We start from the raw sequence: 24,661 nt of genomic DNA on the forward strand, positions 1-24,661 counted from the left end.
CATTTATAAATATAATATAACAGTTTACCCCTTAATATAAGTATAAGGTAAAACTCACCTCTAGTCAACCCCTATTTTTATTTTTTGAAGGAGTGTCTGATATGAACGATGAAATTCGGCAGGAGCAAGAACGTTTGAATGAGGTGATCGAAACAATAACGAAACAAATCGGCAAAATTGATGGGGAAACTTCACAACGCAGAAAAGAAGTTGTTAATATCCGTAAACATTTTTGGGATGACCTCAAGGTTAATATGGATACTTTCGATGATTACCTCGAGACCATCATTGGCTTAAGGCAACAGGCTCAAGCCTTGTCAGAAAGGGAAGGCGCACATAGATATTCCTACAAGAGGTTATCTACACTGCGCCGCATGCAGGAAGTGCCTTATTTCGGCCGGATCGATATCACTGAAGAAGGATCTGCCCTTACAGAACATATTTATATTGGGACCTCGACTCTTACTGATACAACAGGAGAAAATTTCATAGTCTACGATTGGAGGGCCCCGATTTCGAGTGTTTATTATGACTTTCCTCCCGGCCCCGTACAATACTCTACTCCCGGAGGCATGATTTCTGGGATGTTGGAGAAAAAGTGGCAATATATCATCAAAGGAGGCGTTATCGAATCGATGTTCGATACGAGTCTCACCATTGGGGATGAGATACTGCAGCAGGTGCTTGGCAAAGGAGCAGATAAGCATATGCACAGTATTGTGGCCACCATTCAACGGGAGCAAAATAGGATCATCCGGAACGATCGCGGACGTCTGCTCATTGTTCAAGGTGCCGCCGGCAGCGGCAAGACATCAGCTGCCCTCCAACGGATCGCTTACTTGCTCTACAAGAATCGGGAATGGCTAAAAGCCGACCAAATCATTTTATTCTCTCCTAACTCCATGTTTAATAACTACGTATCCAATGTGTTGCCCGAGCTTGGCGAAGAGAATATGCAGCAGGTAACATTCCAGGAATACTTGGATCATCGTCTGACTGACTCGTTTCAAGTTGAGGATCCTTATGAGCAATTGGAATTTTTGTTGACTGCAGCGGATCATCCCTCCTATAGCACCAGGACAGCGAGTATCCAATTTAAGGCATCGATTCGCTTCTTTGAGATCATCAAAACATACAGGCAATCACTGGAACGATCTGGAATGATCTTTAGAGGGTTAAAGTTCCGCGGGGAAACGCTCGTCTCCGCTAAACAAATCTCGGAAAGATTTTATAACACGGACACCACCTTACGTTTTCACAATAGGGTTGAAAAGTTGAAAGAGTGGTTATGTGAGCTGCTTGATGAAACGGAAAAGTCCGAGTTGAAAAAACCTTGGGTCCAGGAGGAAATCGAGTACCTTAGCAAAGAAGACTATCAAAAGGTATACAACCTATTAGAGAAAAAACGCGGCCATGCTGAAGATTCCTTTGATGATTATGAGAAAGAGCATAAAATGCTCGCGCGTATGATTTTTCGCAAGAAATTGAAGACATTACGCAAACGGGTAAAAGCACTTCATTTTATCAATATTAAGCAAATATACAAGCAACTCTTTGACGAACAAATACGGAATGAACTGTGGAATGAGGGTGAAACACCTGTCGAAAGGGAAATATGTTTATCAACGCAAAAAATGCTGGACGAAGGTAAACTGCATTACGAAGACGCGACTCCATTTTTGCTGCTGAAGGAGCTAATTGTAGGATTTCAGACGAATACTTCTATAAAATACGTGCTTGTAGACGAAGCACAGGATTATTCTCCATTTCAATTCGAGTTTTTGAAACGGATGTTTCCTTCGGCAAGGATGACCGTGCTCGGTGACTTTAACCAGGCGATATTTGCACATGCCAGCGAACGGGTGGATTTTCAGACTCTTACCAGTTTATACGGAGAAACTGAAACCGAGAGTATAACCTTGGATCAAAGCTATAGATCCACAAAGCAGATTATAGAATTTACACGTGAACTAGTTCCTGAAGGCCATCGAATCAAGGCATTCGAACGAGAAGGCGAGAAGCCTGTACTGACTCAAGTGTCCAGCCGAGATGAATTGCACCGCAAAATCGTGGCTAAAGTCATAGACATTCAAAGTCGTGAATATAATACCATCGCAATAATCTGTAAATCCGCTGCCGAAAGTGCCGCTGCATACGATGACCTTAGAATCCAAGGTGAATTTAAACTCGTACAGAAAGGCACAAATGAATATGAACAGGGTGTTGTTGTCATTCCGGCTTATTTGGCAAAGGGCATCGAATTCGATGCTGTCATCATTTATGATGCATCTATGCAAACATATGGTGATGAGAGCCTGCGAAGATTGTTCTACACCGCATGTACCAGGGCCATGCATAACTTACACATATATACGGTTGGCGAACCTAGTCCTTTCTTGCAAAACGATGCAGCGAAGCGTTTCCTTCTGACAGATTAACGCTTCCTTTTTTCTCCTTTCATTTTATTGTTCTTTTATCAAATACTATAAAGAATCTTTAGTAAAGGAGGAGAGGATTTGACTAACGAGAAAGAAAACAGATCCGTAAGACTCGATGGGGTGAACACGGGAGGAAGCCAGATGACTGGTGAATCAACAACTCAATCAGTTAATGATGGTCATTATCATTATCCAGGGCCCATGGAAGAAGGCTATAGTGGAAATACAGGAAGAGCGGTACAGCCTGACGGGAAAGAAAATCGCGATATTCCTCAGAACAAAGATACAATAAATTACACCCGTGCTTTAAAGTAGGTCCTTCATGTTTTGAAACCTGTGTAGACTTTGTTTCTATGCATGTTTTTTATTGGGTGATCTTTATAGAAACCCACCTCGTTTTTAATTTATAACAGTTCGGACATAATATACTTGGAGGTGAAGGAAATGAGTAAAAAGACAGGAAGAGGTCGTATCGCACCAAGTGTTAACCCGCAGGGACACGGAAAAGATGTGGAATTCTCCACTGAGCCAAAAAGCGATCTTGAAAACAAGGCAAAAAAGTCCAATACAAAATAAGCGCATTGGGAAAAAATATGGTCATACTTCATAAAGAATGCCCTTCTCTTAGACGAGAGGGGCTTTTATAATCTAGGCTGTTTTCGCATACTTTTTTGCCATTTACCAAGTAATGTGGTGTGGTTGATTTCCCCTCCAGATGCTTGCTTTCCGCGGGGCGGGCGGTGAGCCTCCTCGGCGTAAACGCCTGTGGGGTCTCACCTGTCCCGCTGCTCCCGCAGGAGTCTCGCACTTCCACTCCAATCAACCTTAAATTGTTTCGTTTTAAAAACAACAATCTTTACGAAAAGAGCCATAATCTATAAAGTTTTTGTCGATGAATCATCCGTTTCTGGAGCAGTGAAATGTGAAGGAATGGCAGGAGGCTGCCAAATCGATCATTAAAGAGCAGATGAAAGCATCAAAAGAGATGATCGCCTGTCCAGTCTGTCAAGGAACGATCCTGAACCATCAAAAAAAACTGACATTTGGTGATACAGACATTCGCGAGATCATCCTGCCAGAACTGGCAAAACTAAAAGCAATTGTAGGCAAGATATCGCACTTACGGATGATGTCTCATTCCTTCCTCGGGAAACAAAAGCAGCGTTGAAAATGCTCGAACTCAAAGGCTATGAAGTGGTCTTGCAAAATACCCTGCCATTCTGGGGCAGCATCAAAAGCAATCTCGAAGCAATCAGCAGCAAAAACCAGATCACCATCTGTGACTTTGCCGATATTAACGAAAAAAGAGAAACCATTATTGATAAATACTTCACCAATGACAAATATGCGGTTTATCAATGCCTTGAACAGAAAAAGTAAATAATGACAGCATTCTACAATTTTTTAGGTTTTTAAACTTTGCCCGTTGATTTCCACTCCAGGCACTCGCTTTCCGCGGGCGGTCCGTGAGCCTCCTCGTCGCTTTTGCGCCTGTGGGGTCTCCCTTGGACTCGCTTTTCCCGCAGGAGTCTCGTACCTTCCGTTCCAATCACTTTTTTTTAAAAATTTAGATAGAACCCCTTTTGTCTACGAACTAAAAGTCCGCTGTAAATTGCGGACTTCTGTTTGAATAAAAAAGAGGTTCAGAGTCCGAATAGTGAGTGAAGGTCTAATACTATGGGTGAACGGCCGAATACTATGTGGTTTAGATCGATAAACGGCGTCAATGGCCCAAGACAGTGCAGCTGGTCGAATAAAGTGCTCCGGTTTTTATCGTTTTTTACTGTAATCCTAATTGGATTGAAGAAATTTGCGACACTCCTGCCGAATAACTGGCTAGCCAAGACCCCACAGCCGCTTGCGGTGAGAAGGCTTGGCAGACAGTCGGCGGAAAGGGAGCGGATTTCTGAAATCGACCTGAACTTATTTAATAAAAACTGCAGGCAAACTGAATTTCATCGAGTTTGTCTACAGTTTGAAAGTCCGCCCTAAATGGCGGACTTTTTTATTATCTTACAGAATAACCTTCTTGATAAACGGGAAGGGTTATTGAAATCGTTGTTCCCTTATTTAAAAGGCTAGTTATATGAAGTGTGCCATTCATCGTTTGGATGGTCTTAACAGCTACCATTGATCCCAACCCTGTCCCTTTTTCTTTGGAACTGTAATAAGGTTCGCCAAAACGATTTATTTGTTCCTTATTCATGCCTACTCCATTGTCACTTATTTCGATAATGATATCGAAATTATTTATATAGGAAACAATACTAAGTTCCCCGCCGCCTGGCATGGCCTCTATACCATTTTTAATCAGGTTCATGAAGCATTGCTTGAAATGTTGAACATTCCCCCTGGTAATGCCTGGAGTCAACTGTTCAGATATAGTAACCAAATTCATGCTGGCCAATGGTTTTATCATTTCAAGTACATAACCAATTTCACGGTTAATTGAAATAGTATCCACTTTTTCAATTGCAGGTTTTGCAAATGCTAAATATTCACTAATAATGGATTCTGCACTATTAAGTTCTCTAACGACATGCTGTATATATTGTTCTTTCACTTCTTGCGTTAAATCAGGAGCCTTTAGCAGTTGAACAAATCCTTTCACAACTGTTAATGGATTTCTAACTTCATGTGAAATACTGGCCGCAAGCTGACTGACTACCTCCATTTTTTCAAGCCGTATCATTTGTGTTCGGATTAAAATGGCATCTTTTAAAATTTCCATTATATATACAGCTAAAGCGATAATGATAGGAGGGAGGATGATAAAGTAAAATACATACGCCTCCGTTATACGAAAATAATCAGACATACCGAGTGAAATAAGGCTGGTCAGTATTCCTAGAAACAAAATTAATAGGATGGAGCCATTTAGCTTATTTTTTCGATTGAAATGATTGAATTTGGAAGAAAATAGAGCCGTTATAATAAAGATAACGATATAAACAATTAACGTAAGGAAATTGAAACCATAAAAAGCAAACCTAAAAGTCAATATGATGACTAACAGCGCAGCCCCTACAGGCCAACCACCATAAAGTGTCCCTATTATAATAGGAATTTGCCTGAAATCGTGGACACAGTATTCATCTATATAAATAGGAAACTTCATACATAATATAATAGGAATGCTCATGCAGGCAGTAATAAGGGTCTTGCCATACTGACTTAACCTTTTGCCATGATCTAATAAAAAGAAATAAATCAAAATACTTACCAAGATATAAAAGAGGTTATTTAATATGTTTTGATTAATATAAATAAAATTCATAGGATTCTCCTGAAAAAGTAACCGTTTCGTATATTATACAAGAATAACAGTGAAAAAGAGAATCTTATTAAAGTAATTTATTTACAGAAAGACATGTAAATTCAGAAAAAGAGTTAGTTAAAACACCTCTTTAAGAAAAATGTATTTATTAAGGAAGTTTTTCGTTAGATTGTTTTAAAGGGAGATGGGAAGAGTAAGAAGCAATCATATGATCAACAAGTAGTTGATTTAAAAAAATATTTTACAGACAATACAGTGGATGAACAGAAAAAGCTAAAAGTGGGCTTCATACTTGCTAAAATGTTTGAAATTACAGCTTTCTATGAACTAAATAAAATCAATGACAATAGAACTTCCTTTACATATACAGTCACCAGTCGCCCGTTAAAGTGGTTTTTGAAATTACTTTTATTATTTGCCACCGATAAAGTGGTCGTTGAATTTTTAGAACGTGTCAAAAAGGTAGTTGAAGCAGAAACAGTTAGCTCATGATTTAAGTTTATTAAAATCTGCTGTATAAATCCAAAAGACCCTTCCGAAAGAAGGGTCTCATTTTTTTATTGTTATTACATTCAAGCGATAGCAAAATGTATGGGCTTCTGTTATACCTCAATCTCCATCCCGGTGTTCCGTTCTTTCGATTGGCGGTAAACGCCTTTTGCGACAGCGAGGTCAAAGTAAGCGGCACCAACCGATTTAAAGAAGGTAATTTCCTCTTCATTTTCCCTGCCTGTTTTGGTCAGCATTACAAGCTCATAAAGCTCCCCGTGAATATCATTAAACGACCAATTTCCTTGATTGGCTGCATGTATGAGTTCTCCTGCTTCATCCTTCACGCCCGCCAAATCGTCGACGATAATTTTAGCGGCGCGTGAAACCGTGGTATGATCCACTTCTTTCATATCCGGCAAATAAGATCCGACTCCGTTAATATGTGTGCCCGGCTTTACATCCTGCCCATTAAATACAGGCTCGTTCGAGCGGGTTGCACAGCAAATAATATCTGCTTGACGAACGGCTGCTGAAACATCTTCGTAAACTTCAAAAGGAACGGTTACTCCGAATGCGCGCAGCTTTTCACCGAATTTCTCCGCTTTCTCTCGTGTGCGATTCACTAATAAAATACGTTCAATGTCCCTTACGGCCAACACCCCGATTGCTTGTTCAAATCCCATAGCTCCCGTTCCGATGATCGTGAGAACCCGGGCGTCTTTACGAGCAAGAAGGTCTGTGGCAATGCCGCTCAATGCCCCCGTTCTGAGACGTGTTAAATAGGAGGCATTCAACAATGCTAAATGTTCGCCATTTTCTGCATCTGACAGCAAGATGACTCCTTGTGTTGTGGCCATCCCCCTTGAAGGGTTCTTTGGAAAAATGGTAACGACTTTGACCGCCGAAACTTCTTCAGATAAATCAGCGCTAGGCATGTAAAGTGCAGATGCCTCGTGTTGAGGGAAAGCAAGTACTGTGCGATGGGGGTTGTCTATTTTTCTAGCACCATGTGCATGCAATACCGCCTTTACATCCGCTATTGCGTCTTTCATTCCATATGATTGTTGAATTTCCTTTTCACTTATAACTAACATTCAATTGTCCTCCTTGAAGTAAAAGAACCATGGATTACATGGCTCTATTATTATGCGTTTCGTCTAATTTTTGATTGCTGCGATCCTTAACTGCCCAAATCGCTGCTAGTGACAGGACAGATGCAAAAATTATATAAATGGCGACAGGAACATAGGAGTTATCAAATCTATTAAGTAAAGCTGTTGCAACTAGCGGCGCTGTTCCTCCTGCCAGAGCTGCCCCGATTTGATATCCAAGCGTGATGCCGGTATAACGGATCTTTGCATCGAAAATTTCCGAGAACATCGTTCCAAGAACAGCTGTGATGGGAGCCCAAATAACCCCTAAACCTATCACTGTCGCAACGATTAATAGCAGGACCGATTTTTGCTGCAGCAGCCAGAAGTATGGGAATGCAAACAGTGCCATCCCAATCGTACCGCCTATGAACAGCTTTTTGCGGCCGATTGTATCAGATAAATTCCCCATGATTGGTATTAAAATCGTCGTTATAATGGTTGCAATCATGACGGCAGTTAATGTAGCAGTCCGAGAGAAACCGAGATTTGCAGTAGCGTATGATACGACAAATGTGCTGAAAATATAAAATGGCGCCGTTTCTACCACTTTGGCTCCCACGGCGATAAGCACTTCACGCCAATAATGCTTAAGCGTTTCAACAATCGGCAGCTTTGGAACTTCTCCGGATTCCTTTACTTTTTTGAAAGACGGAGTTTCATCAATTCCTTTACGAATCCATAGGCCAAAAAATACAAGCAAAGCACTAAAAATGAATGGTATACGCCATCCCCAAGTCATGAATGCGTTCTCAGGAAGCATTGTCATGATAGATAAGGCAACGGTTCCAAGCAGCATTCCTATAGTGACACCCATCTGAGGAATAGCTCCGAACAAGCCCCGTTTCTCAGCGGGAGCATATTCGACGGCCAATAAAAGCGCGCCACCCCATTCACCGCCAATTCCCAGACCTTGAACTAAGCGCAACGTGATTAATAAAATCGGCGCCCAAATGCCAACGGCTTGATACGTAGGCAGAAGCCCCATCCCAAATGTTGCAACCCCCATTAAACTAAGTGTTAAAACAAGTGTTTTCTTTCTCCCGATACGATCGCCAATATGGCTAAAGATCACACCTCCAAAAGGGCGGATGAAGAATGCTAAAGCAAAGGATGCATAGGCAAGCAACAGCCCGATTGTCGGATCCTCATTCACGAAGAATATCTGGTTAAACACGAGAGCTGAAACGGTCCCATATAAAAAATAGTCAAACCACTCAATCGAACTTCCGACTAAACTCGCGACTAAAATCCGCCGCATTTGTTTCTTCTCCATCTTGAGTCACCCCTTCAAAATTGAAGTATCACTTCAATTTGTGTTTTCTTTCATTTTAAATAATTACAAATTTTCTGTCAATATTTTTCGGTAAGCGATTAATGACGGAACATTCATCAAAACTTGTTGTACTGTATAATGTAGCTAGAGACTATGTAAAAAAGGGGGCATCTGTATGCCTTTTGATTCAATCGGGAAAAAAATGAAATTATTGAGGAAAGAGCGAAAACTGACATTAAAGAGTCTGGCTGAACAAACAGGCGTTTCAATCAGTTTTTTATCACAAGTAGAACGGGGAAAATCAAGCGTCACATTAGAGTCATTAAAAAAAATCGCTGATACATTGGATGTCAATCCAAGTTTCTTCTTTTCTGAGGACCGCTCCCAAGAAAATTCAGATTATAATCATGAACAATTTCATTATCAGAATTTATCCAGCGGCATTCGTGATGCTGTTTTTTCGCCCATACTTGTCACCTTAAAGCCAGGGGAAAACAAAGGAAGCGCTTTTTCCCATAGTGGACATGAGTTTATATTCATTATTGAAGGGAAGTTAACCGTGGAAATAGAGGGAGAGAGAACAGAACTCCATGAACAGCAGTCATTCATGTTCGATGCTCGAAAAGCCCATTACTGGTTTAACTTCTCGGATCAAATTGTCCGGTTTCTGGTGGTATCATCGAAATAACGGAAGTAAAGAACCAATGAATTCTCAAGTAAACCCGTTAACGAAAAATGTCAGACAAAAGGATAGATGTAAACAGGGATTCCTCACTGTTCATCTATCCTTTCTAACTGTTAATTTGTGTCTTTGCATTAGGTCCTCATTAGTTGATAGAATGAGTTGTGTTTCTTTGATGAAACGATTAATGAGGAGCGCTATGCTTACCTTTCAACAAATGGAAAGTGGGATTGTATGATTAACCTGCATCAAGTGAGTAAAAAATTTTCACAGTTTCAGGCAATTAAGTCTGTTACTTTAACAATACCTAAAGGTGAAATTCATGGAATAATCGGAGCAAGCGGAGCAGGGAAATCAACGTTGCTGCGGCTGATGAATTTGTTGGAGACCCCAGATGAGGGCGAAGTGGAGGTAAACGGCCAAAGGTTGACCACATTGAACAATAAAGCACTTCGAGAGGCACGGAAGTCGATTGGCATGATCTTTCAGCATTTTAATCTTGTGGCAAATAAAACGGTTTATGACAATGTTGCAGCCTCTTTAGAGCTGGCAAATTATCCAAAGAAGGAACGTCGGAGCCGTGTTGTAGAGTGTCTTCAATTTGTCGGGTTGGAGGGTGAGATTGAGAGATATCCTGCACAATTAAGCGGGGGACAAAAGCAGCGTGTTGCCATTGCAAGGGCATTGGCAAATAACCCGCAAGTGTTATTATGTGATGAACCGACCTCTTCCCTTGATCCAAATACAACCGCTGAAATATTAGACGTGCTAGAAAACATCAACAAACGCTTCGGTGTGACGATTGTCATTGTCAGTCATGAGCTGGATGTCATTAAAAGTATATGTAATCGTGTAACGATCATGGAAGGTGGAGAGATCTATGATACTATTTTAATCGAACCAACTGGGATTGAAAAAAGGGATAATCGTCCAGAATACTTCATCGAACAATTAACAGAGAATGGTGGGCTGGGTCATGCCTGAGATTTTAGTTCAATATGAGGCAGAAATTTGGCAGTCAATTGGAGAAACCATTACCATGGTTGGTGTGTCCATTTTAGCTGCGATTTTGATTGGATTGCCTGTAGGTACCTTGCTATTTCTTTGTAGGAAGGGGCATTTGCTTGAAAATCGGTGGGCTTTCTCGATTTTGAATTTATTTGTCAATATTATCCGTTCTTTTCCATTTTTATTATTGGTTGTTTTTTTAATCCCGTTTACAAGACTCATAATCGGCACAGCCATTGGTACTGCAGCTGCTTGCGTTCCATTGGCGATCATTGCCATTGCCCATTATTCGCGGTTGGTCGAGCAATCTTTATTGGATGTGCCAAAGGGTGTGAGCGAGGCAGCCATTTCCATGGGGGCTTCTGTTAAGGATGTCATCTTTAAATTTCTTTACGTGGAGGCCCGTTCAGGGCTTGTCCTCGGACTGACAACATCGATTATCAGCTTTATTTCCTATTCAACGATCATGGGAGTGGTCGGAGGCGGCGGTATCGGCGATTTTGCCATCAGGTATGGCTATCAGCAGTTTAAAACAGAGTTAATGATTTATATGATTATCATTATGATCATTCTAGTGCAGCTTATCCAATTCATTGGAACGGCTGTTGCCAGAATGATTGATAAAAGATGAATAATGGAGGGAAACATCATGAAAAAAATACTCTTTCTCATGGCAGCAATCATGTTGCTTTTAGTAGGGTGCGGAAAGGCGAATGAAGGAAAAGAGAAAGAAAATGCACAGGATCAGGAGAAGGAAGAGGTAACATTGAAAGTGGCCTCACTCATTCCCCCAATGACGGAAATCCTTGAGCTTGTGAAACCAAAGCTGGCAAAGGAAGGGATTAACCTGGAAATGGTTGTATTAGGTGATAATGTGCAGCCTAACACCGCACTAGCTGCAGGAGAAGTGGATGTGAACTTCTTCCAACACGTTCCATATATGGAGGAATTTAATCGAAACAAAAATGCCGAGCTAGTACCAGTGAAACCCATTTATTTTGCCAATTATGGGGTGTATTCCAAAGAATACGATTCAATGGATAAATTGCCAGAGGGCGCCGTTATTGCCATTGCAAATGATGTGTCGAATATCGATCGTTCATTGGCATTGCTGGCACAGCATAAAGTTATTACTCTAAAGGAAAAAAAGGGTCCATACTATACAATGTCTGATATTACGGAGAACCCTAAAAACTATAAGTTTAAAGAAGTGGATCTATTAATGCTGGCGAGAACGTATGATGAAGCAGATGCGATCGTGATAACACCTGCTTACGCTGCACCGCTTGGTTTGACACCAAAAAATGACGCTCTTCTCACAGAAGGCGTTGAAAATGACTTTGCGATTACATTAGTGGCACGCAAGGATAACGTGGATTCCGAGCCAGTCCAAAAGTTGGCCAAGGCCATGACAAGCCCGGAGGTACGCAAATTTTTAGAAGAGAAATATAGTGAAACGGCCATACCGGCATTTTAATTTTGAAACTAAGAAAGGGCTATTCCTTCAACGGGAATAGCCCTTATTTACGTATTGGTTTAACTTTGTGATCGCCCATCGTCAGCTACTATTAAAAATACTGTCCAATTCCCCTTCAATTCTTGAATAAATATAGAAACTCTTCTAAAATATATCTAGTCCATAATTTTACAGTGAATAAAAATATTACATATAAATGAAATCTAGTTATAAGAAAAGAAGTTGAAAGGACTTTCCATTATGTCGATGATTTACGAATCTCAAACACTAGTTTCTGCCATGCAAACGCGTGTCGGACAATATAAGGATCTTAAAGAACAGCTCACGGAATTAAAAAAAGGATTTGAGAGTATCGTTCATTTGGATGATGAGCTGCAGGGTCAAGGCGCAGAGGCCATTAAAGGATTTTACAAAGCACAGATCGATGTCGTGGATTCATGGCTTCGTCTGATCAATCGGCATGTTGCCTTTTTAAGTGGAATTCAAGGAGATACAATCGAGGCTAACCTGAGTGAAACCGTGGTTACAGTCCCTTTTTTAGAGGAAGAGCTGGAAAGCGCCAGTCGAAATTCAAAGGAAATGGTCACAGCCCAAAAAAATGACCTAAAAAAAATATTGGCTGGAATTGATGATATCATTCAGTTAGAACCTTTTTCCGATGATGCGTTCTTTGAGAACATGGAGAAAGCTGAAAGGAAACGGAACCAAACGATAGACAAAGTAAACGAAATCGATCATAAGTGGACGGCTGAATATGCCAAATCCGAAGCGGACCAAGCGGCAGTGGCGGTACTCATGGAACAATTGAAAGTATCCAGTACAAGAGGAGGAGTAGTATCCCCTCTCTATTTTAATGCAACAGCCTATAAAAATAGTGAAGCCTATAAAAACCTGGAAGTAAGGAAAAAAGAGACCGCGCAATATCTCAAGGTTAAGAAAGAGGAAGCTGAGAATCGCCGGATCAAAGAATTGAAGGCACAACTCGATCATGTAAATGATCCAGATGAGTTCCTCAAAACCGCCAAGCAGATCGGGTATGAAAACTTAGCGTCCACCCAGCAGCAATATGTCATGCAGCTAGAAGCGGCTAAGCAAACGGCAGACATTGCAAAAGGAATCGGCGTAGGCCTTTATGATGTAGGGAAAGACTTCGTGACAGGAGTTTGGGACTTTGTCACAGATCCTGGTGAAGTGGTTGAAGGTGTAGCAAATTCAATCATGCACCCGATTCAAACCTATAAATATATTTCCAAATCCATCTCCGACTCATATGAAAGAGATATGGTAAATGGCGATGCCTATTCGCGGTCTCATTGGGTAACCTATGCCCTCGGAACAGTCGTCACATCAGTGGTAGGAACAAAAGGCGCAGGAGCTGTAACGAAGACTGGAGTAGCGACAACAAAAGCAGCTGCCGTCAAAGGCGTTACGAAAGCAAAAGAATTGGCCACTATCCCTAACCTATTGCCATACAATCCTAAAAACCAACTGTCGTTGGCAGGGGGAGTACCTTATAATGTGGTTAATGGTGCGGGGTTAAAAGAACAGTTAATTACGATGGCGAAAGTGGAGTCTGAGGTTAGTGGTAGGGGTAGGTTAAAAGTAGAAGATAATTACTTTATAGGAACGTTGAAAGGGGAAAAAATTCATTTAAAAGGAGTAAAGGTAGAAGAAATTATTTACACTAAAAGACTTCCGGAAGAAACAGCTAAACTTAGGAGGGAATTTAATAGCTCTGTTAGAAAGAATTTCCTTAAAAAATTTGCTAACGACCCTGTAAGAGTTGAACATCTTAGAAAGGCTGGCTTAGGTGAAGGTGATATAGCGAGAATGAAGGATGGCCTTAACCCTAAAGGATGGCAAGTGCATCACAATTTACCTTTAGATGATGGTGGTACAAATGATTTCACTAACTTGGTATTAATAAAAAATGACCCTTATCATAAAGCGGTTACCAATGAACAAAACTCTCTAACAAGGGGAATGTCTCCTAGACAAAGTAAAACGATAAATTGGCCAATGTTTGAGGATGATGTTTACCCTTCAAAACGGTTTTAAAGAAAGGAAGAGTAGATATGCCCCAGTGGAAAGAATTGTTGATAGAAGTAGAAAAAATTGAAAGTAAATATGATAGTTCACTTAGGAATCCAGTATCAAGTTCAGAAATTATTAAAATGAAACAAACTATTCAGAAGAAACTAGGAAACATTATTATTCCTGAGTCGTATATTGAATTTCTAAAGAATGTAAATGGATTAGACTTTAATGGATTAGTAATCTATGGAGTTGATGAAACGCTACTTGATAACAAAGTAGATGAAGAGGTTCAGGGGTTTATTGAGACAAACGAGATTTGGTATGAAAATGATTGGCAAAAGCAATATATATTTTTTGGGGATTCTGATACTGCATGGTATTGTTATGATTTAAACGAGGGAGTATATGTAGAACTTGATAAACCCTCAGGAACTTTAATTAAGTCATTTGATAGTTTCGATTCTATGGTGGGTAATGCACTTGAAGCAAGCCTTCTGTAATTCTATACTACGAAAGTATTATAATGAAGGTCGCATGAATAGGTGCCATGACATGTTTACCGAAAGAAAGGCAAATGCGATTAACTAAAGAGATGACCAGTTTATTGTTTTAACATGGCTCTAGTTATATGCATTCTATTAACATGCAACTTATTGTTAAGCTAAAAAACATAAACGAAAAGCACTTGATTGTCTAATATAGGCAACAAGTGTTTTTTTGCTATTAAACCAAAACCATTCACAATAAATGGCCGATATCTCAATAGCATTTAAAAAAACACTAGTTGTAACAGGGGAGGGGGCAACTCTTTGTAAGGATGTAATGGTGCTCTTTTTGCATTACTGTTGTTATGATATCTAGTTGATGCTTCTAATAATGGTCCAATCTGATCCTCGAATAATTGATATCAGGAAACCGCCAGAAGGGTATACATGGCATCATCATCAAGATGGAGAAACAATGCTTCTTGTAGAAAAAGATATTCATGACGAATTTAAGCACATAGGTGGACAATCAAAAGTTAATGGAAAAAATAGTAAATAAGGAGTGGGCGAGTATGGTGAATATTGAAAAAACTCATGATAATCTATCTATCGGAAACTTGGAGAGCTTTGAGCAAAATCAAAATATAACCCTACCAAAAGATTATAGAGATTTTTTATTAGAATATAATGGTGGATATCCCAATCCAGGTATTTATAAAATATCTGATGAGTTAGGAGAAAGTATATTAAATATTTTTTATGGAATTGGTAGTATGTATGATAATTTAGAGAAGAAGTTTGATATTTTTGATGAAATATTAGAAATAGGATTTATTCCAATAGCAGATGACCCAAGTGGAAATCAAATATGCATTGGAATAAATAAAGAGTATTTTGGACAAATATTTCATTGGGCTCATGATGAGGAACATGATGAAATGGAAAATATGTACTTTTTATCAAACAATTTTAATGAATTTCTTGACAGTTTATACGGGGAACAGTGATTTTTTTAGTAAGCAAGAAAATAGTTTTTATTAGTAACTAAAAGGGAACTTTAATAAGTTGAGTCGTGGATTAAAAGGCAATAATTATACTCATACCTTGTATTGGCTATGGCCTTTCAAGGTTTTTCTTTTGTATGGAGCTACCTAGTGCCGAGTAAACAGCTTTTTATACAGAGAATAAGAATAAATCGCTTTAATCCTATGATGTTTTACCAAATAATATAGTACCTGCAACAACAATAATGATTCTTCTTCTGATTTTTGGAAGAAAAGAGCGTTAACTTGGACCGAAAGGGATAATGAATATTTAATAAGAGGAGAAGTTCCTAGCAAGTTTATAATAATTTCTCCAAAGGAGTGAGGTTATGTTCTTATATTTCCGTAATGAATGTTTGGGTGAAATACAGAATGATTATAAAGAAGGCGTGTGGTTTTATGGATCTATCATAGCCAATGAAAATATAAAAAAATATAAAGATTTTCTAGCGGCTCTTGTTAATGAGGAGAAAGAATTCAAGGAAGATAGTTTTAATGAAGATTGGCTGAACGATGATAATTGGTTTATTATTGATGAGCATCAAAATAAAAAGGGAATATATTTACCGGCAATACATGAAGATGGGGAGATAAATTGGCGGTATAGATAAGTTACAATTATGCCTTGAAAGCGTAGGTCTTTCAAGGCTTTTCTGAGTTAACCGTATTATTATGATTACCTTATAAATGGATAACACCAACCAATATATTTGAAAGGACTTTGAAATTCAAATTAGAAGGTGATTTTGGTGAAATATTCAGCTATACAGGAATTTATTAAGCAGTATGGCGAAGATGATGATTTTACAGGTGGAGTAAGTGAAGACAAAGTAAAAGAAACTGAAAATAAATTACAGGTCTCATTATCGGAAAGTTACAAATGGTTTTTAAGAAACTATGGCTCTGGAGGGATTTTTGGTGTAGATATAATAGGGTATGATTTAGTAGGTCCATCAGTAGTTGATGCCACTAAAGATTATCAGAAGTATTATAAATTAATTGACGGAATAGTGGTTATAGAAAATGTTGATGAATTTGCTTACTGTCTCGATACTAATAAAATGAAAAATGGAGAATGCCCAGTGATCCTTTGGGATAACCAAGAACGATATGGTTTTACCGCTGCTGATAACTTCCTAGATTATTTGATCGAACGCCTTGAATTGGCAAAAGAAGATTGGGATGAAGATGAAGAAGATTGGTAAAAGCTGAGGGTAATAGTTATTTATCATGATTTGTTATAAAGTATGGAATATTTGTATAAAAAGAAGTGGATAGAGCCTTTCGAAAATCAAAGGGGCTAACCATTTTTTTGTTCATTTGAAGCTATGGTACACCAAAAAAGGAACAAATCAGCTAGGCAAAAGAATTAGTCTCAATTTCTAACCTTTTGCCTTACTATCCTAAAACACCAACTATTGTTTGAAGGGGGGTTACTGAATGAATACAGAGGTATTAACAAATTTTATTAATGAAAATAAGGAATCAGATGACTTTACAGGTGGAGTGGATGAAAGACAAATCAATGTCGTCCAAAATGAGTTAGGGGTGGAATTTCCAGAAAGTTATAAGTGGTTTTTAACGACCTATGGTTCTGGTGGGTCATTTGGTGTGGATATTTTAGGAGTGGCTAGGTCAAATAGAGCTCCTGTTGTTGTTAACACGAAGAGTTATAGAGATTTAGGATTGGATAAGTATTTAGTAGTTATTGAAGATGCTGGAGAATATGTTTATTGTCTGTATACAAACAAAATGGAGAATAATGAGGCCCCAGTAATAGCGCGGAATAGACAAGGTGGACTTGATGACTACAATACAGCAAAAAACTTTTGTGAGTTTTTATCACAAAGGTTATTGGATGCAAAAGAAGCGTGGGAAGAAGATTATTAAAATAGATAACTAGAAGCAATTACAAATGTGACATGCCTTTTAGGTTTGTGTGGAAATTAATTGGGAAGTTAAAATATATAAGAAAACGTAGTTTCGAGAATTTGCATAAAAGGATGTGGTTATAAATGAATGATGATATACCTCTTAAATCAGAAACCCCAATATTAGGAACAGACCAAACTATGTTAGATTTCTGGCAATGGGGATTTTCAAAAATTTTAACAAACAACCTAAGGGGAATTTTTGCTGAGTTTTTAATTGGAACTGCTCTTGGCTGTTTAAATCAATTACGAGTTGAATGGGACGCATTTGATTTAGTTTATAAAGACATGAAAATTGAGGTGAAATCTTCTGCTTATATCCAAGCGTGGCATAAGGAAAAGTATTCAAACATCAGTTTTAGTATTGGGGCAAAAAAAGAATATGATTATGAAACAAATAAATATAGCCCTTCCATAAAACGGCATGTAGATATATATGTCTTTTGTTTACTGAAAGAGAAAAACTTAGAATTAATTGAACCATTAAATACGACACAATGGGAATTTTACGTTGCGTTAACTAAAGACTTAGATATACATTTCCCCAATCAAAAAACAATATCTTTAAATTCACTAAAAAAAATAGCTCAACCAAGTACCTATGAAGAATTAAAACAAATAATAGATAGTTTATCTTAAGAGTTTTTTTACGTCTTTTGGTGTTTTGGAATAATAACAATTAAGGATAATTATGATAAATAATATATAAGCAAAAATGTTCTTTTAAGAAATATGTATTATAAAAAGATAAAGACTTACTAAAACTACTTGATGAAGTAAGAATAGAATATATTTTCTATCTGATAAAATAGTTGAAGAGAAACCATCGCTTTTAGAAACATGTCAGAATACTGTATTATTGTTCAACGAGTTATTGAATATTTAATTTAGATCTAAAAAAATTCTTTTATTTAGATAACAACAGTCAGGAGCAAATCATGAGCATTGAGAAAAAGCTAATTGTCAATTCAGACAAGGGTAATTTATTAAATGAGTTAATCTCTTCTATAAATGAGTGTGAAAAGTTTTATTTTAGTGTCGCTTTTATTAATTATAGTGGTCTTCAGCTGTTGTTGGATACCTTTAAGAACGCTGAAAAAAGGGGAGTAAAGGGGAAGATTATTACTTCTACTTATCTGAATTTTACTGAAGCGAAGGCTTTAAAGAAAATAAATGAGTTTAGTAATATTCATTTGAAGATTTTTGAAACGGATAAGGCGATTGGTTTTCATACGAAAGCGTATATTTTTGAATTTAAGGATAGCTATAAGGTGATTATTGGTTCTTCTAATATTACTCAAAGTGCCCTTAAAAGTAATATTGAGTGGAATGTTGAGATTATTGCTAAAGAGGATGCTCAATTTCTTATAGATGTATTAAAGGAATATGATGGATTATGGAATAGTAGTGTCGTTGCGGATGACAATTTCATTAGTAAGTATGAAGATTTTTTGAGTAAATTAAAGGGCTATACAAATACACAGCAATTTATTTATGAAAGCTCTGAATATATCATTCCAAATAACATGCAAAAACGTGCGGTTGAAAACCTTGAAAGAATTAGATCGTTTGGGGAAAAGAAAGCTCTCGTTATAGCAGCAACTGGGACGGGTAAAACGTATATGTCTGCTTTTGACGTAAAGGGATTCAAGCCTAAAAGACTACTGTTCATTGTACATAGAGAGGAAATATTAAAAAAAGCAAAAGAGACCTTTGAAAAGCTCCTTCCTAATGAAAAACTGATATTTGGATTATTGACAGGGAATCAAAAGCAAAAAAATGCTGATTATATTTTTTCTACCATTCAAACGGTGTCTAAATGCTACGAGGAATTTAAACGAGATGAGTTTGATTATATTATTTTTGACGAGGCCCACCATGCAACAAGCCCTAGTTATCAAGCAGTACTAGAATATTTCGACCCACAATTCACATTAGGAATGACAGCTACTCCAGAGAGAAGCGATCAACAAAATGTTTTTGATCTATTTGATAATAATGTTGCCTTGGAGGTTCGTTTACATGAGGCTTTAGAGGATGAACTGGTTATTCCCTTTCATTATTTTGGTATTACCGACATTGAGGGAATTGATTTAAGTGATGTAGATATTGACGATGTAGCGGAGATAACGAAGAGATTAAAGGTTAACGAGAGAGTCGACTTTATTGTTAAGAATATGAATTTCTATGGCCATGACGGGGACAAAAGAAAAGGTCTAGGTTTTTGCGTAACCGTTGAACATGCACAATATATGGCACAAGAATTTAATAGTAGGGGTATTCAAAGTGTCTGTTTATCTGGAAATGACTCAGTCGAGCTAAGATCACATTATATAAAAAGATTAGAAGATGACCATGATGATTTAGAATTTATTTTCACTGTTGATATTTTTAATGAGGGTGTTGATATTCCTTCTGTAAATACAGTATTAATGTTAAGACCTACTAATTCTCCGATCGTTTTTATTCAACAGCTAGGACGAGGGCTTCGTAAACATAAAGACAAGAGTTTCCTAACAGTCCTTGATTTTATCGGGAATCATAGTAAAACGTTCTTAATTGCCATCGCTTTGAATGGTAGTCGATATTATGATAAAGAGAGCTTGAAGGTTGCTATTGCAACTGGCTTCGCAAATATTCCAGGTTGTACACATATTCAAATGGATAAAATCTCTGAAGAACGGATACTGGCGCAGATTGATAAGGAAAACTTTAATTCTTTGAAATATTTGAAGGAAGAGTACTTTGAATTTAAGAAAATGAATCAAGGTGAAATTCCTTTCTTATTAATGGATTATATGAAATTTGATGGAGCTCCAGATCCGATTAAGTTTATTAATCGCGAAAAAACATATTTGCAATTTGTAGCAAAAGTAGAAAAAGAGGATTCCTTGAAAAGGCTATTACTAGACGAGGCTTTTGAAGGAGTAATAAGGGAATTTTCGAGTAAGCTACCTTTAAAGCGAGTGTATGAGTTTGCGATTGCTAAATATCTATTGGATCATGAGGAGATTTCTTTAGAAACCGCAAAACGTGAGATATTGAAGTTGGTTAAAGAGGTAGATGAAGATAGCGTATTGCATGCTTTTCAGTGTCTAAATCAGGATTTTTATGATCCTGGTCAGAAAAAGAGGAACTTTAAGTTATTTACTCTAGACGATGGTCATTTAACTAAGACATCTTCTTATCAAAAGGTTCTACAGAATGAAGAATATAGACCGTATATCGAAGACCTTATTATTTATGGAATCTTTAGATATGAAAAGGAATTTAAAGAAGATTACTATGGTGTACCACATTTGAAGCTGTATGAGCAATATCAAATGGGTGATGCTGCATTATTATCAAATTATCGCAAAAGCCACAGTGCTTTTAGGGGCTCTGGTTTACTTTCGAATGGAAATGACTATTTCTTATTTATTGATTTACACAAGGAAGAAGATATTAAAGAGAGCATTAATTACCACGATGAATTTATAAACGAGCGCATTTTTCAATGGCAGACTCCAAATAGTACAGCCCCAAGTTCTGAGAGAGGAAAGAATATTGTATTCAACCAGGATAGAGGGATTCATTTACATTTATTTATTAGAAAGTATAAAGAAATAGATGGTAAGACAGAACCTTATATTTATATCGGGAAGGGTAACACCGTGGAGTATGAAGGGGAAAAGCCGATTACCGTTACAATGGAATTAGAGAATGAAGTTCCGTCTAGTTTATATACTGAGTTCACTAAAAGAGTATAGTCTTCTCATTTGAGAAGACTATTTTTTCCATTTATTAATTGTTCCACAGCTGGAATGTCAGCAGGGGCCCATTTTAGAGAGCTTAGATTCTCTCGCTTTAACCATATCAGTTTAGAATGCTCATTGGCAGTTGGGGTACCTTCAATGATTCTACATTTTATGGACAGTAGGTTAATGATGAATGTTTCATATTCATGCGTATTATCATTAAGGATTGAAGTCTCTGTTTCAACCTTACATTGTAATTCTTCATCAATCTCTCTTTTTAATGCAGTAAAAATATCTTCACCTTTCTCTACTTTTCCACCTGGAAATTCCCACATGTTCGGGATGCTCATAACTGGAGAGCGTAACGCACATAGTATTTCATCTTTTTCATTTTCAATGATGGCTGCAACTACTTTAACTTGCTTTTTCATGTTATCCTCCTATAGGTTTGCTATGATTAAATAATATCATGATTAAGTGGGGTTTGTTATAAATACAAAATTTAGGCAAGTGATATAATTGTAAGATAAAATTTGAAGGGGGCCCATTAATGCCAGTCCACAATAAATTAGTTCGTGATCGGATTCCTGAAGTGATTGAAGCTACTGGTAAGAAGTTTACAACGAGAGTGCTAGATGAGAAGGAATATATAGAAGAATTGAAAAAGAAAAGCTTTGAAGAGTTACAGGAGTATGTAGATACTGAAAGTAAAGAGGATGCGATTGAAGAGTTGGCCGATGTGTTAGAAATCCTTCATGCGCTCGCTGAGTATCATGGCTCCTCAATTGAAGAAGTAGAGGAAGTGCGAAAGAGTAAAGCGACTAAGCGCGGAGGGTTTAAGGAGAAGATTTATCTGATTGAGGTTGAAGATGAGTAAAGTCCATTTAATTACCAGTCAATTAGGGACACACCTTTTGAAGCAGATTGATTCTGCTTCTTCTATTTGTATTTTGACCTCTTTTGTGATGAAATCTGGTGTTCAATATTTGAGAGAAGCATTAAAAGCAGCTGCTGAACGTGGAGCGGAGATTAAAGTGTGTACTGGCGATTATTTGTTTGTGACCCAGCCAGAAGCATTAAGGATGTTGTTAGAGATTGATTCAAGGATTGAGGTTAGATTATGGAAGAGTAATGGGGTTTCCTTTCATCCTAAAGCATATCTATTTCAACAAGAAAACCAAGATAGCTTGTTTGTTGGCTCGTCCAATCTTTCCCGTTCGGCTTTAAGTAATGGAGTGGAATGGAGTCTTTCTGTTAGTGATGATGAAGAGGTATTTTCTCAAGGGCTGCATCTATTTTTAGAAACCTTTTATAGTGATCATACGATTTCTTTAAATCAAGAAACGTTAAAGAATTATGAAGAAAGCTATGAGAAGTTTCATATTACTAATCCAAATCTTCCTCAAAAGTGGACGGAAACAGAGGAAATGGATTTAATGCTTCCAAGAGAAGGTGATGAGTCTATTCCAACAACGGAGATCATTCATGAACCATCTGCACCATATGGGGAAATCTATCCTCGCTTTGCACAAATTGAAGCATTAGAAGAGTTAAATAAAACAATGGAAGAAGATTATGATAAGGCGTTAGTCGTAATGGCTACTGGATTAGGAAAGACATATTTAGCCGGGTTCTTTGCGCGCAATTTCAAACGGGTGCTGTTTATTGCTCATCTTGAAGAAATTCTATATCAGGCTAAGAAGTCATTCCAAACGGTTATGCCGGAAGAGAGCTCTTCTATTTATAATGGCAAGGTGAAGGAAAGGCATGGACAGACCATTTTTGCTTCGATTTACACGTTAAGCATGCAACGGCATCTTCGAGTGTTTGATCCTGAAGAATTTGACTTGATAATCGTCGATGAGTTTCATCATGCAGCGGCTGAATCTTATCAAAGAGTACTAGATTACTTCAAGCCGAAATTTTTGCTTGGAATCACGGCCACACCGGATCGAAATGATAACAAGGATGTATACGCTATTTGTGGTGGAAATGTAGCATTCCGCATGGATTTCCTTGAGGCTATACAAAGGAACTGGTTAGCGCCATTTAAATATTTTGGTGTGTATGATGATACAGATTATAGTCAGGTTACTTGGCTAGGAAATCGATATGATGAAAAGGAGTTGCTACAGCTTCAATTACGGGATGAGATGGCTGAAAAGGTATTGAGTGCATGGAAGGATAAAAGGAAGACTCGTACAATCGGTTTCTGTTCATCCATTAAGCAAGCAGATTTTCTTTCTGACTTTTTTAATCAAAAGGGCTATAGGGCAATTAGTCTGCATTCAAGGCAAAAAGACATAAATAGAGATGATGCAATAAGTCAGCTTGCAGCTGGAGACCTCGATATTATCTTTTCTGTCAATCTATTCAATGAGGGAGTCGATATCCCGGCTGTTGATACGCTTTTATTTGTTCGGCCGACCGAATCATTAACGGTCTTTACCCAGCAGATTGGTAGAGGGCTAAGACTACATGACTCTAAGGATCATTGCGTTATTATTGATTTAATCGGTAATTATCGAAATGCAGATGTTAAATTAAGTTTGTTTGATATAAATTTGAGCAAGCAAAAGACGAAAACCATTGAGCCGATTGTTTCTGAGTTATGCGATATAAAATTAGATATCCAGGTTATAAACCTCTTAAAGGAAATGGCGAAGAAGAAGCAACCTAGACGAGATAAATTAGTAAATGATTATCACATATTAAAGCAGGAATTAGGAAGAAGACCTTCCTATTTGGAATTGCATTTAAAAGGTGCCTCTGATTCCCCGCATTATCGTCAGGAATTCTCTTCATATTATGGATTCTTGGAATATGCTAAAGAGCTTTCAGAACGTGAATCTGAAATCTATCATCGGTATGAACCATGGCTAGTGGAAGTAGAGAAAACGGGTATGGCGAAGAGTTATAAGATGGTTGTTCTGTTAGCCATGCTAGATCGTGGAGAGGATAGTTGCTTCAAACCAATCACTTCTAAGGAAGTAGCACCATTCTTTCATAGCTACTTAACAGAAACAGAGTATCGAAAACAAATCGACTTTGCTGATAAATCCTCTAAAAAGCTATGGAACTACGATGAAGCCGGAGTTAGTAAGTTGATTTCGACTATGCCTATGTCTAAGTGGAGTGGAAGCTCTAAGGGGCTAATATCTTACGAAGCCGATATTTTCAAACTAAACTTTGATGTTAGGCCAGAAGATCAGAGGGTTTTGTTTAATATGACAAAGGATATTTGTGAATATAGACTTCATTATCACTTTGAGCGGAAGGCGAAATAAAAAAACATCCTTAAAAAGAGACATTCCTCAAAACGCTAAAAAAGCTCTCGATAAAGCAAAAGTTATGGAGTAAAAAATTTTATTAGGGGTTGATATTATGTTTTATTTACTTATTATTATAATGATAGGAATTTGCTTTCTACAATATAAAATGGTTAAAAAATCTACTATACTTGTGGGTTTGCTTTTACCTATCCTATTTAGTATTGCTTACATCTTTCTTAATTTTGATAATTTTCATATATACGTGTTAGTTTTTTGTATTATACTTTGGTTAATATTTTTTTGGAAAGTGCTCACTATTAAAAAAAGGTAAGAATAAAATAGGTATGGCACGCAC

24 protein-coding genes and 1 pseudogene are annotated in these 24,661 nt (G+C 37.7%); 21 read left to right on the top strand and 4 right to left on the bottom strand.

Translation table 11 applies throughout. The features are described 5' to 3' along the window. The first annotated feature begins 101 nt into the window (after window positions 1-101). From helD to ACFVSH_RS12550, 5 genes and pseudogenes are all read left to right on the top strand, one after another. On the top strand, window positions 102-2,438 hold the full coding sequence (helD, locus tag ACFVSH_RS12530) for an RNA polymerase recycling motor HelD (RefSeq protein WP_387706150.1): 2,337 nt from the start codon (window positions 102-104) through the stop codon (window positions 2,436-2,438). Between the two features lie 78 nt (window positions 2,439-2,516). After that, a complete protein-coding gene (locus tag ACFVSH_RS12535; protein ID WP_387706152.1) occupies window positions 2,517-2,753 on the top strand; it encodes a hypothetical protein in 237 nt (78 codons plus the stop codon). A 129-nt stretch (window positions 2,754-2,882) separates the two neighbouring features. After that, window positions 2,883-3,014, top strand: a complete 132-nt coding sequence (sspL, locus tag ACFVSH_RS12540) for a small, acid-soluble spore protein L (protein WP_034304091.1) — start codon at window positions 2,883-2,885, stop codon at window positions 3,012-3,014. A gap of 367 nt (window positions 3,015-3,381) precedes the next feature. Then, window positions 3,382-3,815 (top strand): annotated as a pseudogene (locus ACFVSH_RS12545) (excinuclease ABC subunit UvrA); the annotation flags it as partial. A 300-nt stretch (window positions 3,816-4,115) separates the two neighbouring features. Further along, on the top strand, window positions 4,116-4,430 hold the full coding sequence (locus ACFVSH_RS12550) for a hypothetical protein (protein ID WP_387706154.1): 315 nt from the start codon (window positions 4,116-4,118) through the stop codon (window positions 4,428-4,430). 16 nt (window positions 4,431-4,446) lie between these two features. Here ACFVSH_RS12550 and ACFVSH_RS12555 read toward each other — a convergent pair whose 3' ends face one another. Then, complete coding sequence (locus ACFVSH_RS12555) at window positions 4,447-5,715, bottom strand: ATP-binding protein (RefSeq protein WP_387706156.1); 1,269 nt, start codon at window positions 5,713-5,715, stop codon at window positions 4,447-4,449. 255 nt (window positions 5,716-5,970) lie between these two features. Between ACFVSH_RS12555 and ACFVSH_RS12560 the strand changes: the two genes are divergently transcribed. Next, complete coding sequence (locus ACFVSH_RS12560) at window positions 5,971-6,207, top strand: hypothetical protein (protein WP_387706158.1); 237 nt, start codon at window positions 5,971-5,973, stop codon at window positions 6,205-6,207. A 110-nt stretch (window positions 6,208-6,317) separates the two neighbouring features. On the opposite strand, the gene ACFVSH_RS12565 is transcribed toward ACFVSH_RS12560, so the two are convergent. Both ACFVSH_RS12565 and ACFVSH_RS12570 read right to left on the bottom strand, forming a co-directional pair. Further along, window positions 6,318-7,301, bottom strand: coding sequence for an ornithine cyclodeaminase family protein (locus ACFVSH_RS12565; protein WP_387706160.1), 984 nt, complete (start codon window positions 7,299-7,301; stop codon window positions 6,318-6,320). Between the two features lie 34 nt (window positions 7,302-7,335). Next, entirely contained in the window at window positions 7,336-8,634 is a 1,299-nt protein-coding gene (locus ACFVSH_RS12570; protein WP_387706162.1) for an MFS transporter, read from the bottom strand. A gap of 175 nt (window positions 8,635-8,809) precedes the next feature. Between ACFVSH_RS12570 and ACFVSH_RS12575 the strand changes: the two genes are divergently transcribed. The 13 genes from ACFVSH_RS12575 to ACFVSH_RS12635 all read left to right on the top strand — a co-directional run bounded on the left by ACFVSH_RS12575 (window position 8,810) and on the right by ACFVSH_RS12635 (window position 21,046). After that, window positions 8,810-9,322, top strand: coding sequence for a helix-turn-helix domain-containing protein (locus ACFVSH_RS12575; RefSeq protein WP_260287066.1), 513 nt, complete (start codon window positions 8,810-8,812; stop codon window positions 9,320-9,322). A 228-nt stretch (window positions 9,323-9,550) separates the two neighbouring features. Next, window positions 9,551-10,300 (top strand): methionine ABC transporter ATP-binding protein, encoded by a 750-nt coding sequence (locus tag ACFVSH_RS12580; protein ID WP_387706165.1) that lies wholly within the window; start codon window positions 9,551-9,553, stop codon window positions 10,298-10,300. Then, the gene (locus ACFVSH_RS12585; RefSeq protein WP_387706167.1) at window positions 10,293-10,955 is read left to right on the top strand and encodes a methionine ABC transporter permease; all 663 of its coding nucleotides are present in this window, start codon (window positions 10,293-10,295) and stop codon (window positions 10,953-10,955) included. The genes ACFVSH_RS12580 and ACFVSH_RS12585 overlap by 8 nt, the downstream gene beginning before the upstream one ends. Window positions 10,956-10,973: 18 nt before the next feature. Next, a complete protein-coding gene (locus ACFVSH_RS12590) occupies window positions 10,974-11,801 on the top strand; it encodes a MetQ/NlpA family ABC transporter substrate-binding protein (RefSeq protein ID WP_387706169.1) in 828 nt (275 codons plus the stop codon). A 240-nt stretch (window positions 11,802-12,041) separates the two neighbouring features. Further along, complete coding sequence (locus tag ACFVSH_RS12595; protein ID WP_387706171.1) at window positions 12,042-13,859, top strand: T7SS effector LXG polymorphic toxin; 1,818 nt, start codon at window positions 12,042-12,044, stop codon at window positions 13,857-13,859. A 17-nt stretch (window positions 13,860-13,876) separates the two neighbouring features. Then, window positions 13,877-14,338 (top strand): YrhA family protein, encoded by a 462-nt coding sequence (locus ACFVSH_RS12600; protein ID WP_387706173.1) that lies wholly within the window; start codon window positions 13,877-13,879, stop codon window positions 14,336-14,338. A 376-nt stretch (window positions 14,339-14,714) separates the two neighbouring features. Then, entirely contained in the window at window positions 14,715-14,882 is a 168-nt protein-coding gene (locus ACFVSH_RS12605; protein ID WP_387706175.1) for an HNH endonuclease, read from the top strand. Continuing rightward, window positions 14,863-15,330, top strand: a complete 468-nt coding sequence (locus ACFVSH_RS12610) for an SMI1/KNR4 family protein (RefSeq protein WP_387706177.1) — start codon at window positions 14,863-14,865, stop codon at window positions 15,328-15,330. The genes ACFVSH_RS12605 and ACFVSH_RS12610 overlap by 20 nt, the downstream gene beginning before the upstream one ends. A gap of 365 nt (window positions 15,331-15,695) precedes the next feature. After that, window positions 15,696-15,977 (top strand): hypothetical protein, encoded by a 282-nt coding sequence (locus ACFVSH_RS12615; RefSeq protein ID WP_387706179.1) that lies wholly within the window; start codon window positions 15,696-15,698, stop codon window positions 15,975-15,977. Window positions 15,978-16,115: 138 nt separating this feature from the next. Then, window positions 16,116-16,571 carry an SMI1/KNR4 family protein gene (locus tag ACFVSH_RS12620; RefSeq protein WP_387706181.1) on the top strand — a complete coding sequence of 152 codons (456 nt, stop codon included), beginning with the start codon at window positions 16,116-16,118 and terminating at the stop codon, window positions 16,569-16,571. Window positions 16,572-16,806: 235 nt separating this feature from the next. Further along, window positions 16,807-17,256, top strand: a complete 450-nt coding sequence (locus ACFVSH_RS12625) for an SMI1/KNR4 family protein (protein ID WP_387706183.1) — start codon at window positions 16,807-16,809, stop codon at window positions 17,254-17,256. A gap of 125 nt (window positions 17,257-17,381) precedes the next feature. After that, entirely contained in the window at window positions 17,382-17,936 is a 555-nt protein-coding gene (locus tag ACFVSH_RS12630) for a hypothetical protein (RefSeq protein WP_387706185.1), read from the top strand. A 299-nt stretch (window positions 17,937-18,235) separates the two neighbouring features. Continuing rightward, window positions 18,236-21,046 (top strand): DEAD/DEAH box helicase, encoded by a 2,811-nt coding sequence (locus tag ACFVSH_RS12635; protein WP_387706187.1) that lies wholly within the window; start codon window positions 18,236-18,238, stop codon window positions 21,044-21,046. Between the two features lie 5 nt (window positions 21,047-21,051). On the opposite strand, the gene ACFVSH_RS12640 is transcribed toward ACFVSH_RS12635, so the two are convergent. Further along, window positions 21,052-21,465 (bottom strand): (deoxy)nucleoside triphosphate pyrophosphohydrolase, encoded by a 414-nt coding sequence (locus tag ACFVSH_RS12640; RefSeq protein ID WP_387706189.1) that lies wholly within the window; start codon window positions 21,463-21,465, stop codon window positions 21,052-21,054. 119 nt (window positions 21,466-21,584) lie between these two features. Here ACFVSH_RS12640 and ACFVSH_RS12645 point away from each other — a divergent pair, with 119 nt between their 5' ends. Then, complete coding sequence (locus ACFVSH_RS12645) at window positions 21,585-21,911, top strand: phosphoribosyl-ATP pyrophosphohydrolase (protein WP_387706191.1); 327 nt, start codon at window positions 21,585-21,587, stop codon at window positions 21,909-21,911. After that, complete coding sequence (locus ACFVSH_RS12650) at window positions 21,904-24,321, top strand: DEAD/DEAH box helicase family protein (protein WP_387706193.1); 2,418 nt, start codon at window positions 21,904-21,906, stop codon at window positions 24,319-24,321. Before ACFVSH_RS12645 ends, ACFVSH_RS12650 begins: the two co-directional genes overlap by 8 nt. The last annotated feature ends 340 nt before the right edge of the window (window positions 24,322-24,661 follow it).

This window comes from Peribacillus sp. NPDC058002, assembly GCF_042886655.1.
Lineage (GTDB): Bacteria > Bacillota > Bacilli > Bacillales > DSM-1321 > Peribacillus > Peribacillus aracenensis.

Coding starts and splice junctions, on each gene's coding strand:
- sspL (WP_034304091.1), top strand. CDS start 2,883: ATGAGTAAAAAGACAGGAAGAGGTCGTATCGCACCAAGTGTTAACCCG.
- ACFVSH_RS12605 (WP_387706175.1), top strand. CDS start 14,715: ATGGTCCAATCTGATCCTCGAATAATTGATATCAGGAAACCGCCAGAA.
- ACFVSH_RS12570 (WP_387706162.1), bottom strand. CDS start 8,634: ATGGAGAAGAAACAAATGCGGCGGATTTTAGTCGCGAGTTTAGTCGGA.
- ACFVSH_RS12590 (WP_387706169.1), top strand. CDS start 10,974: ATGAAAAAAATACTCTTTCTCATGGCAGCAATCATGTTGCTTTTAGTA.
- ACFVSH_RS12630 (WP_387706185.1), top strand. CDS start 17,382: ATGAATGATGATATACCTCTTAAATCAGAAACCCCAATATTAGGAACA.
- ACFVSH_RS12610 (WP_387706177.1), top strand. CDS start 14,863: ATGGAAAAAATAGTAAATAAGGAGTGGGCGAGTATGGTGAATATTGAA.
- ACFVSH_RS12645 (WP_387706191.1), top strand. CDS start 21,585: ATGCCAGTCCACAATAAATTAGTTCGTGATCGGATTCCTGAAGTGATT.
- ACFVSH_RS12565 (WP_387706160.1), bottom strand. CDS start 7,301: ATGTTAGTTATAAGTGAAAAGGAAATTCAACAATCATATGGAATGAAA.
- ACFVSH_RS12550 (WP_387706154.1), top strand. CDS start 4,116: ATGGGTGAACGGCCGAATACTATGTGGTTTAGATCGATAAACGGCGTC.
- ACFVSH_RS12600 (WP_387706173.1), top strand. CDS start 13,877: ATGCCCCAGTGGAAAGAATTGTTGATAGAAGTAGAAAAAATTGAAAGT.
- ACFVSH_RS12635 (WP_387706187.1), top strand. CDS start 18,236: ATGAGCATTGAGAAAAAGCTAATTGTCAATTCAGACAAGGGTAATTTA.
- ACFVSH_RS12625 (WP_387706183.1), top strand. CDS start 16,807: ATGAATACAGAGGTATTAACAAATTTTATTAATGAAAATAAGGAATCA.
- ACFVSH_RS12640 (WP_387706189.1), bottom strand. CDS start 21,465: ATGAAAAAGCAAGTTAAAGTAGTTGCAGCCATCATTGAAAATGAAAAA.
- ACFVSH_RS12555 (WP_387706156.1), bottom strand. CDS start 5,715: ATGAATTTTATTTATATTAATCAAAACATATTAAATAACCTCTTTTAT.
- ACFVSH_RS12595 (WP_387706171.1), top strand. CDS start 12,042: ATGTCGATGATTTACGAATCTCAAACACTAGTTTCTGCCATGCAAACG.
- ACFVSH_RS12580 (WP_387706165.1), top strand. CDS start 9,551: ATGATTAACCTGCATCAAGTGAGTAAAAAATTTTCACAGTTTCAGGCA.
- helD (WP_387706150.1), top strand. CDS start 102: ATGAACGATGAAATTCGGCAGGAGCAAGAACGTTTGAATGAGGTGATC.
- ACFVSH_RS12575 (WP_260287066.1), top strand. CDS start 8,810: ATGCCTTTTGATTCAATCGGGAAAAAAATGAAATTATTGAGGAAAGAG.
- ACFVSH_RS12650 (WP_387706193.1), top strand. CDS start 21,904: ATGAGTAAAGTCCATTTAATTACCAGTCAATTAGGGACACACCTTTTG.
- ACFVSH_RS12585 (WP_387706167.1), top strand. CDS start 10,293: ATGCCTGAGATTTTAGTTCAATATGAGGCAGAAATTTGGCAGTCAATT.
- ACFVSH_RS12615 (WP_387706179.1), top strand. CDS start 15,696: ATGTTCTTATATTTCCGTAATGAATGTTTGGGTGAAATACAGAATGAT.